Origin of the sequence: Myxococcus sp. SDU36 (genome assembly GCF_030168875.1) — a bacterium.
Lineage (GTDB): Bacteria > Myxococcota > Myxococcia > Myxococcales > Myxococcaceae > Myxococcus > Myxococcus vastator.
This window is the reverse complement of record NZ_CP077414.1, coordinates 2763600-2774510: the sequence shown is the minus strand read 5'-3', so window position 1 is coordinate 2774510 and position 10911 is coordinate 2763600. Positions and strand designations below refer to the sequence as shown.

Annotated in this window: 3 protein-coding genes; all 3 read left to right on the top strand. The window is 70.3% G+C overall.

What is annotated here, in order from left to right:
* Positions 1 to 6 precede the first annotated feature (6 nt).
* From KGD87_RS10760 to KGD87_RS10750, 3 genes are read left to right on the top strand one after another with little or no spacing between them, the layout of a single operon-like run.
* Positions 7 to 5514, top strand: coding sequence for a type I polyketide synthase (locus KGD87_RS10760; RefSeq protein ID WP_284667374.1), 5508 nt, complete (start codon positions 7 to 9; stop codon positions 5512 to 5514).
* A complete protein-coding gene (locus KGD87_RS10755; protein ID WP_284667373.1) occupies positions 5511 to 9818 on the top strand; it encodes a non-ribosomal peptide synthetase in 4308 nt (1435 codons plus the stop codon). The genes KGD87_RS10760 and KGD87_RS10755 overlap by 4 nt, the downstream gene beginning before the upstream one ends.
* Entirely contained in the window at positions 9818 to 10897 is a 1080-nt protein-coding gene (locus tag KGD87_RS10750; protein ID WP_284667372.1) for a patatin-like phospholipase family protein, read from the top strand. The genes KGD87_RS10755 and KGD87_RS10750 overlap by 1 nt, the downstream gene beginning before the upstream one ends.
* Positions 10898 to 10911 lie beyond the last annotated feature (14 nt).

Genomic DNA, 10911 nt, shown 5'->3' with positions numbered 1-10911 from the left:
ACCCTGATGGCGAAACTATCCTCACGCATTTCTGAATTGCCTGTCGTCAAGCTCGCGTACCTCGCGAGCCAGCTGCGCTCGAAGAAGGAGCTGCTGGCGGCCGAGCCCATCGCCGTGGTGGGCATGTCCTGCCGCTTCCCCGGCGGAGGTGACCTGCCAGAGACGTTCTGGGAGCTGCTCGCCGCGGGCCGCGACGCGACACGGGACGTGCCTGCCTCGCGCTGGGACGTCGACGCGTTCTACGACCCGACGCCCGGTGTCCCGGGGAAGATGTACACGCGCCGAGGCGCCTTCATCGACGGCGTCGACCTGTTCGACCCTGGCTTCTTCGGCATCACGCCGCGTGACGCCAAGGGCATGGACCCGCAGCAGCGCATGTTGCTGGAGGAGTGCTGGCGAGCCCTGGAGCGCGCCGGCATCCCGCCCGCCGGCCTCACCGGGAGCCGCACCGGCATCTTCCTGGGGCTGATGCACAACGACTACAACCTGCTGGGCATCGCCGAGGAGCTGGAGTTCCACTCGGCGTCGCTCAACTACCCGTCCGTCGCCGCGGGACGCATCTCCCACACGTTGGGCCTCCAGGGGCCCGCGGTCTCCGTGGACACGGCGTGCTCGTCGTCCGCCGTCGCCATCCACCTGGCCTGTCAGAGCCTCCGCAACGACGAGAGCGACCTCGCGCTCGCCGCGGGCGTGAACCTGAACCTCTCTCCCGTCACGGTGATGGTGGAGTGCCAGAACCGCATGCTGGCGCCGGACGGCCGCTGCAAGACGTTCGACGCCTCGGCGGACGGCTTCGGGCGCGGCGAGGGCTGCGGCGTCGTCGTCCTCAGGCGCCTGTCGGACGCGCTGGCCCAGGGTGATGCCATCCTCGGCGTCATCCGGGGCTCGGCGGTCACCCATGACGGCCGCAGCAGCGGGCTGATGGTGCCGAACGGGCGCTCGCAGGAGCGCGTCATCCGGGCGGCGCTGGACAGCTGTGGCGTGGAGCCGGAACAGGTGGGCTACATCGAGGCCCACGGCACGGGGACGCTGCTCGGTGACCCCATCGAGATGGAGGCGCTGCGGTCCGTCTTCGGGCGCAAGGGCGCTCGCGGTGAGCCGCTGTACGTCGGCTCGGTGAAGACGAACATCGGGCACCTGGAGGCCGCCGCCGGCATCGCGGGGCTCATCAAGGTCCTGCTCGCGTTGCAGAACGAGGCCATCCCCGCGCACCTGAACTTCGAGCGGCCCAATCCCAACATCCGCTGGGACGACCTGCCCGTCACCATCCCCACCGCCACCCGGCCCTGGCCGCGCGGTGACAAGCGCCGCATCGCCGGCGTCAGCAGCTTCGGCTTCAGCGGCACCAACGTGCACATGGTGGTGGAGGAGGCCCCCGTGCTGGCGCGCCCCCGCGTGGAGGCGGAGCGCCCGGCCCATGTGCTGACGCTGTCGGCGAAGAGTGAAGCCGCGCTCGAAGCGCTCATGGAAGCGCAGGAGCGCGCCTTGCCGGAGGACCCGGCGGTGCTGGGAGACTGGTGCTACACGGCGAACACGGGCCGCTCCCAGTTCGAGCACCGCGCCGCCGTCTCGGGTGCCACCGCCGCGGAGCTGCGCGCGAACCTGACGCGGCTGCGCGAAGAGAAGCTGCGCCCGGAGCGCGAACCCCTTCGCGGCACGGAGCGCCCCCGGCCCGTCTTCCTCTTCACGGGGCAGGGCGCGCTTCGTCCTGGCGTGGGCCGGGAGCTCTTCGAGACACAGCCGGTGTTCCGTGCCGCGGTGGAGCGGTGCTCGAAGGCGCTGGAGGGCCTGCTCGATTGCAGCCTCGAAGCGCTCCTCTTCGGTGAGTCTTCCGCGACGTTCCTGGAGGACACGCGCCATGCGCAGCCCGCGCTGGTGGCCCTGGAGTATGCGCTGGCGGAGCTGTGGGGGGCCTGGGGCGTCACGCCAGCGGCGCTCATCGGGCACAGCCTGGGGGAGTATGCCGCGGCTGCCGTCGCGGGGGTGTTCAGCATCGAGGAGGCGCTGCGCCTGGTCGTGACGCGCGCGCGGCTCATTGGCGAGCAGCTGGGCGCGGGCGCGATGCTGGCGGTCTCCGCTTCAGTCGACACGGTGAACCGGGCCATTGCGCCGCACGCCGGCACGGTCTCCCTGGCGGCGGTCAACGGCCCCGATGACGTGGTCATCTCCGGGACACCCGACGCCGTCACCGAGGTGGAGCAGGCCCTGACGCGCCAGGGCGTCCAGACGAAGCGCCTGCGGATGTCCTACGCGTTCCACTCCACGCAGATGGAGCCCGTGCTGAAGCCGTTCGCGGAGGCCTTCCGAGGACTCACGCTGGCGGCGCCGCGCATCCCGCTGGTGTCCACGCTGGAGGGTCGGCGTGTCGGCGACGAAATCACCCGGCCAGACTACTGGTGCCGTCAAATCCGAGAGCCCGTCGCCTTCGCCAAGGCCCTGGAGGCGTCGCGCGCGGAGGGGCACCGGACCTATCTGGAGCTGGGGCCCGCGCCCATCCTGGCTGGCATTGGCCGCAGGACCTTCCAGTCGGAAACGCTGTGCTGGCTTCCCAGCCTGCGTCCGTCCACTGGAGAGACGGCGCAGCTGCTCTCCAGCGTGGCGGAGCTGTACATGCGCGGCTTCGACGTGGATTGGGCCGCGTTCGATGCGCCGTTCGACCGGCGCCCGCGCTGCTTGCCGACGCATCCCTTCCAGCGTGAGCGCTACTGGCTGGACTTACGAAGCCCCGAGCATCACCGCGGTGAGGTGGCGCGTGACGACGCCGCGCGAGGCGAGGCGCACGCCCACGCCCTGCCGGGGACACCGCTGTCGCTCGCGGGCGCCAGGGAGTCACGGTTCGAGGCCCGGCTGAGCAGGCACGCGCCCGCCTTCATCGAGGAGCATCGCGTGCTGGGCAATCCGGTGCTACCGGCCGCCTGCTACGTCGAGATGGCGCTCGGCGCCGCGCACCACGCGACCTCGGGCGGGAGGCCCCTGGAGCTCACGGCCATCGAGCTGGAGCGGGCGTTGGTCTTCGCGGAGGGGCAGGCACAAAACGTCCAGACGGTCCTGACGCCCGAGGAGCAGGGCTCCCGCTTCGAAATCTACGGCCAGGGGACAGGGACGGCGGACCGGAGCTGGGCCCGGCTGGCGCAAGGTCGCATCACCGAAGGCCGCGCGCACCCGGAGAACGTGGCCCTGGAGTCGGGGCTGTTGCCGGCGTTCTCCCAACAGGGCTCCGTCAGCGCGCACTACGACATGATGGCGCGCGGCGGGTTGGAGTACGGCCCCTCGTTCCGAGGCATCGATGCGCTGCGGTTCGGTGGGGAGGGATGCCTCGCTCACGTGCGGCTGCCGGATGCGCTCGTCCTCGCTCTGGGGGACTATTGGCTGCATCCGTTGCTGCTCGACGCGTGCTTCCAGACGGCGGCGGCGGCGTTCACGGACGGCGGCGCGCAGGTGGCGGGAGACGGGCAGGGGCGCATTCCGGTCGCCATCGAGCGGCTGCGCTGGTTCAAGCGGCCCGGGAGCAGCATCTGGGTGCATGCCCGAACCGGGGCGCGCACCTCGCTCGCGGATGGACTGGTGAGCGCCGACCTCCGCATCCTGGACGAAGACGGCGCCGTCGTCGCCGAGGTGGAGGGCCTGCTGCTGAAGCAGGTCGACCGCCGCGCGTTCCAGGCCGCCTTCTCGGGCGCGACGCAGGAGCTCCTCTTCGAGCTGGCGTGGCGGGAGCAGTCCATGCCCACCGCGCGTGACCAGGTGGCTTCCCAGTCCGGGGCCTGGCTGTTGCTGGTGGACTCGGACCGCGTCGCGGACGAAGTCAGGGCGTTGGCGCGGCAACGTGGCTGGACCTGCGTGGTGGCCACGCCTGGCGCGTCCTACGAGCGCATCGACGCGACCCACCATCAGCTCAACCCGCATGACGCGGCCGGCTTCGACCGGCTGCTCCAGGACGTCTCCGCCACGGGCTCGGCTCCGGCGGCGGTGGCCTACCTGTGGGGGCTCGGTGAGTGTTCTCCCGAAGCCCTCTCCGGCGCGGTGACGGCGAGCACCGTGGGCGCGCTTCACCTCGTGAAAGCGATGGCGCGTGCCAGCTGGGCGCAGCCGCCCGCCCTGTGGATGGTGACGGAGCGCGCGGTGGCCGCCACGCCCACGGATGCGGTGGAGGGCTTTGCGCAGGCCGCGCTCTGGGGCTTTGGCCGCGCGGTGGCCATCGAGCACACGGAGCTCGCGTGCCGCATGGTGGACCTGGAGCCGGGCTCCGAGTCGCTGGAGCGGTTGTTCCACCTCATGGCGCAGCCGCCGCAGGAGAACGTCATGGCCCTGCGCGGCGGCCGGCTCCTGGGCGCGCGCCTCGTGCGCCCTGGCAAGCCACCTGAACGCGCTGCACCCGTGCGAATCCGCCCGGATGGCGTCTACCTCGTCACGGGAGGCCTGGGGGCGCTGGGGCTCGCGACGGCGGAGTGGCTGGTGGGGGCAGGGGCGCGGCATCTGCTGCTGGTGGGACGCAGCGAGCCCACGGACGCGGCGACCGCTCGGCTCGCGGCGCTGACCGCGCGGGGCGTCAACGTCACCGTCGCGCGCGCCGATGTCTCACGTCAGGAGGACGTGCGGCGACTGGTGGCGGGCGTGTCCGAGCGGGGCCAGCCCCTGCGAGGCCTCATCCACACGGCGGGCGTGCTGGAGGACGGCGTCATCCTGCACCAGGAGGCGGAGCGCTTCTCGCGCGTGTTCGCGCCCAAGGTGCAGGGCGCGTTGAACCTGCACCGCGCCACTGCGGGGATGCCGCTGGACCTCTTCGTCATGTACTCGTCCGCGGCCTCGCTGGTGGGCGTGGCGGGACAGTCCAACTACGTGGCGGCGAACAGTGTCCTCGATTCGCTGGCGCACCACCGCGTCCGCCAGGGGCTGCCAGCCCTCAGCATCAACTGGGGACGGTGGGCGGGCGCGGGCATGGCCGCCAGGAGCGCGGACCGGCCGGAGACGTCGGATGCCACCAGCCTCTCGCCCGAAGTGGCGCTGCAGGTCTTCGAACAACTGCTGGAGCAGGGGGCCGTGCAGGTGGGCGTGGTGCCCTTCAGCGTCTCCTCGCTGGAGGCGGGGCCTTCGCCCGGCCATGGCCCGTTGTTCTCCGAGCTGATGCTCCGTGAGCAGGCCCGGTCCGCGGCGGCTTCGCGGATGCACGAGCTGATGGAAGAGCTGAAGCGGGCGGACGCGGAGCGCCGGCGCGCGTTGCTGACGCGCTACGTGCAGAGCCGGCTGGGGCCCCTGCTGGGCTTCGCCCCGGACCACGAGGTCCTCCAGAAGAAGATCTCCCTGAACGAGATGGGGCTGGATTCGCTGCGCGCGGTCGAGCTGAAGAACCGCATTGGCCGCGAGCTGGGCGTGGACCTGCTCATGGCGCGTTTCATCGACGGCACCACGCTCGACGGGATTGTGGATGCGCTGAGCACCCAGCTCGAGCTCAAGGAGCTGCTCGCGCGTGCTCCCGCGGCAGAGGCCGCATCCGACATCGAGGAGTTGACGGTATGAACCTGGGGGAACTGCTCGCCGAGCTGAACCGGCGGGGCCTGGAAGTCCGGGTGGAAGGCGACGCGCTGCGGCTTCGCGGACCGAAGGGCGCCGCCAGCCCGGAGCTTCGACAGGCACTGGCGGAACACAAGCCCGAGCTGCTCGAGCTCCTGCGCGCCCATGACCAGGGCCAGGAGGAGGCGCCCATCGTCCCGGTTCAGCGCACCGGGCCCGCGCCGCTCTCCTATGGGCAGACGCGGCTGTGGTTCCTGGACCGCCTGGAGCCCGGGAGCACCGCCTACAACCTGATGCTGGCGCTGCAGGTCGACGGTCACCTCGACGTGGCCATCGTGAAGCGCTGCTTCACCGAGGTCATCCGCCGCCACGAGGTGCTGCGCACGCGTTATGCCGAGCACGCGGGCGTCCCGGTCCAGATTGTCGACCCGGAGCCCCGGTTCGACTTCCGCGTGCTCGACGAGCGCGAGGTGCTGGCCTCCGAACCCGCGGGCGTGAAGGCCTTCCTCCAGCGTGAGGGCAAGCGGCCCTTCGACCTGGCCACGGGCCCCGTGATGCGAGTGCTCGTGATTGAGCGCGGCGCCCAGGGGCAGTACCTCCAGCTCTGCCTGCACCACATCGCGGCGGACGTGTGGGCGCAGGCCATCCTCGTCCGCGACATCGTGGCGTTGTATGGCGCCTTCGCCAGCGGCCAACCCTCACCGTTGCCGCCCCTGACGCTCCAGTACTCCGACTTCGCCGTCTGGCAGCGGGAGTACCTCCAGGGCGAGGTTCGCCAGAAGCTGGTGGACTACTGGCGCAAGAAGCTGGAGGGGGCGCCGCCGCTGCTCGAGCTGCCCACGGACCATCCGCGCCCCAAGGTGCAGTCGGACCGAGGCGGCGAGGTCCGCTTCGAAGTGGGGCCCGCGCTCACCGCCGCCCTGAAGGCGCGGAGCCACGCGGCCCGCACCACGCCCTTCGTGGGGATGCTGAGCGCGTTCTTCGTGCTGCTGCACCGCCTCACGGGGCGCGAGGACCTGGTCCTGGGCGCGAACTCCATCAACCGGACGCGCACGGAGCTGGAGCCGCTGGTGGGCTTCTTCGTGGACAACCTGGTGATGCGGGTGGACCTCGGGGGCGGCCCGGGGTTCGCCACGGTGCTGGAGCGCGTGCGGGAGACGGTGCTCGGGGCCTTCGCGCACCAGGACCTGCCCTTTGACCTGCTCGTGGAGGAGCTGCGGCCCGCGCGCAGCCTGGGCTTCAACCCGCTGTTCCAGGTGGTGTTCGCCTGGGTCCGCGCTGCCGGTGAGGCCCAGGACGAGACGGGCATCCGGATGCGGCCGCTCGACTTCGAGGCGGAGGCGTCACGCTTCGACCTCAGCCTCTTCGTGGATGACCACGGCGACCGGCTGTCGGCGCGGATGGTGTTCAACCGCGACCTCTTCGAGCAGGGCACCGTCCAGCACTACGTGGACTGCTTCCAGGTGCTGCTCGAAGGGCTCATGGCTGAGCCCGAGCGGCCCGTGGGCGAGCTGCCCGTGCTCCCCGCGGACATCCGCGAGCGCGTGCTCCAGCAGTGGAACGACACGGGGACGCCGGAGGCGGAGGGCGCGTGCCTCCACGCGCTCATCGAAGCCCAGGCGCTGCGCACGCCGGATGCGGTGGCCGTCGTCGTGGACGACTGGGAGCTGACCTACGGCGAACTGGACCAGCTCAGCGACCGGGTCGCCGCGGCGCTCCAGGATTTGGACGTGGGGCCGGAGGTGGTGGTCGGCGTCCACCTGGACCGCTCGCCGGAGCTCATCGTGGGCCTGCTGGCGGTGATGAAGGCGGGGGGCGCGTTCCTCGCGCTCGACGCGGACGAGCCCGCGGACCGGCTCCGTCACATCGTCGCGGATGCCCGGCCCCGGGTGGTGATTTCCTCCGCGAAGCTGTCCGAGCGCCTGTGGGGCATGGGGGGCTTCGTCACGCTCCACGTGGACGAAGGCTACCGGGACATGCCCGCCGCGCCGGGACAGCAGCTCCGCCGCGACGTGCTCCCCGACCAGCTCGCCTACATCCTCTACACGTCGGGTTCGACGGGCCGGCCCAAGGGCACGGAGGTGACTCACCGGAGCATCGTCAACTACCTGCGCTGGAGCGTGGACGCCTACCGGCTGCGCGCAGGCACGGGGAGCCCGGTGATTGGCTCCGTCAGCTTCGACGGCACGCTGACGAGCCTCTTCGCGCCGCTGCTCGCGGGCCGCGCCCTGTTCCTCGTGCCGCGCGGCCATGAAATCGACCTGCTGACGTCCCGGGACTACCCCGAGCAGGGCTTCAGCTTCATCAAGATGACGCCGTCGCACCTGCGCGCCTTCAACGGCCTGGGGCGCACGCGCGAGGTGCTGGGCCGCACCCAGGCGGTGGTGCTGGGCGGGGAAGGGCTGCACGGCGTGGACCTGGCCGCGTGGCGGGAGCAGGGTCTCCCCACGCGCGTCATCAACGAGTACGGCCCCACCGAGGCCGCGGTGGCGTGCTGCTTCGACACGCTGCTGCCAGAGGGCGCGCCGCCTCCGGAGCGGGTGCCCATTGGCCGGCCCATTCCGCACATGCGGCTGTACATCCTGGACCGGTACCTCCAGCCGGTGCCCGTCGGCGTCCCCGGCGAGCTGTACATCGGCGGCGTCGGACTGGCCCGAGGCTACCTGCGCCGGCCGGACCTGACGGCGGAGCGCTTCATCCCCAATCCCTTCGACAGCGGCGCCGGGGGCTCGCGGCTCTACCGCACGGGGGACCACGCCCGGTACCTCTCCGACGGACGCATCGAATACCTGGGCCGCCAGGACGACCAGCTCAAGATTCGAGGTCACCGCGTCGAGTCGGGCGAGGTGGAGGCCGCGCTGGGCCGCCATCCCGACGTCGTCCAGGCCGCGGTGCTCCTGCAGCGGCTCCCAGGCGGGGCGCCGCGCCTGGTGGCCTACGTGCAGCCCCAGTCGATGGAGAACGAGGACTTGAGGGCCGAGCTGCGCAAGTCCCTGCGTGAGGTGCTGCCCGAATACATGATGCCGGAGGTCATCGCCGTCCTCCCGGAGCTGCCGCTGACGCCCAGCGGGAAGATTGACCGCAAGGCGCTCCCGCCCGTGGTGTCCGAGGCCCCGGTGGCCAGCGCGCTGGCCCGCACGGAGGCGCGGACCGAGACGGAGCGGCAGCTCCAGGCGCTGTTCGCCGAGCTGCTGGGGCTGAGCACCGTGGCGCCCACCGACAGCTTCTTCGAGCTGGGAGGCCACTCGCTCCTCGCCGTCACGCTCATCTCACGCATCTCCGCGAAGCTGGGCATCGAGGTGCCCCTCAACGAGGTGTTCGACCGGCCCACCGTGGAGGCCCTGGCGCACTGGGTTGATGAACACGCCAGCAAGGTCACCGCGCTGATTCGCCAGCTCCCTGCCTGTGTGGTGGCGCTGAAGCCCCTGGGGCACAAGCCGCCGTTGTTCCTCGCCCCGCCGTCCGCTGGCAGCCCGGCCGTCTACGTCACCCTGGCCCGCCACCTGGACGCGGAGCAGCCCGTGTTCGGCTTCCAGATGCCTGGCGTCATGGATGACCAACTGCCACCGGAGACCATCGAGGACACCGCCGCGCTGTACGTGGCGGCCCTGCGGCACGTCCAACCGCGCGGGCCCTACCGCATCGCGGGCTGGTCCTACGGCGGGCTCGTCGTCTGTGAGATGGCGCGGCAGCTCGAGGCGCTCGGGGAGCAGGTGGCGCTGCTCGGCTTGATTGACGGCGCGGCGCTGGACCGGCTGGCCGCGCACGACGGTACCCCGCAAGAGCTTCCCGCGGGCTCCCAGCTCATCAAGGTGCTGGGGGAGGCCCAGATGCCGCGGGACTACGCCAGCCTGAGATTGATAGGCGAATGGATGGGCATCAGCCTCCCCGAGGCCTGGGCAGACCTGCTTCGTCGGGATACAGATGGGCAGTATTCATACCTGTGGCGTTTCTTGCGAGACAGCACGCTGACGGCCCGGAATTTCCTGGCAACACGCCGCTCCGAGCAACTCTATACGTTCTCTTCGTACGGAGGCTCCGCCACACTCTTCAGGACGGGTCCGGTGACCATTGGCGGCGACCCGCTCGTCGACAGTGTGCGCAGGTTCGCGCTTGCGGGGACGGAAGTGATACCGGTGCCAGGCAATCACATGACGCTCATCATGGATGAGCGGAACGTGGTCGTGCTTGCAAATGAAATACAGAAATGTCTGGATAGGGTTTTGACGCTCCCGCCAATCGCAGAAGTGTCTCGGGCGGAGATGCCAGCAACGGGGCTGGCTGCGCAGCTCCCCATGGAGGTCATGTGATGCCGCACCGAGTCCTTGCAATGGATGGTACGTCTATTTCCGGTGGTGAGGGGTATGTCACCGCGGGCTTGCTCAAGTCGTTGAAGGAGACGCTGACCAGCCGCGGAGGCGGGCAGAGCCTGCTGAACGACGTGGAGCTGTTCTCCGGCACGTCCGCGGGCTCCTTCAACGCCGCGTTCTTCGCCACCTACGAGAACCCCGACGACGCCTTTCCCAAGATCCTCGACTTCTGGGGTGAGGTCGTCCAGATGAACCGCAAGGCGGTGTCGCTGGGGCGGACCGCCATGGCGCTGACGGGCAACGCCGCGCTGCTCGACTCCAGCTACATGCGCGACTTCTTCTGCAGCTACTTCGGCGCCACGCTGCGCCTGGGAGACCTGAAGCGGAAGGTGGCGCTGCCGTCCTTCCAGCTCGACGGCCACCGCAAGTCGCTGCGGACCTGGAAGGCCAAGGTCTTCCACAACACGGGGCCGGACAACGACACCGACCACAACGAGCTGGTGGTGGACGTGCTGATGCGCAGCGGTTCGCCTCCGCTCTCCTATCCCGTCTACCAGGGCATTCGGGAGCAGGGCAGCGGCTACGTCGACGGCGGCATCTACGCCAACAACCCGTCGCTGGTGGCGCTGGCGCAGATCATCAACAACATCACCCGCAAGAGCCGCGCGGAGAAGGTGGAGACGCTGGAGACGGAGCCGCCCGACCTGACGAACATCCTGCTGATGTCGGTGGGCAACGGCTGCATGTCCTCGTACCTCACGCCGCACTTCTGTCAGGGCGTGGCCAACTGGGGCTTCTCCAAGTGGCTGCTGGACTTCCACGACCCCATGGTGCTCGTGAAGATGATGCTGGAGGCCGGCTCGGACGCGGCGGACTACCAGTGCCGCATGATTCTGCGGAAGAAGTACTTCCGGCTGAATCCGGTGGTGGACCAGACGCTCTCCGCGGCGAACCTCAAGCAGGTGGAGTCCACCGTCCAGAGTCTGCTGAGCACCCAGTCCACCGTCTCGCAGCTCAACCGTGCGCAGACGTGGATCGGGAAGTCGGGCTGGGTGTCGGACGCGGCGAAGGCGGCCTAGCCCCAAAGGTGGAT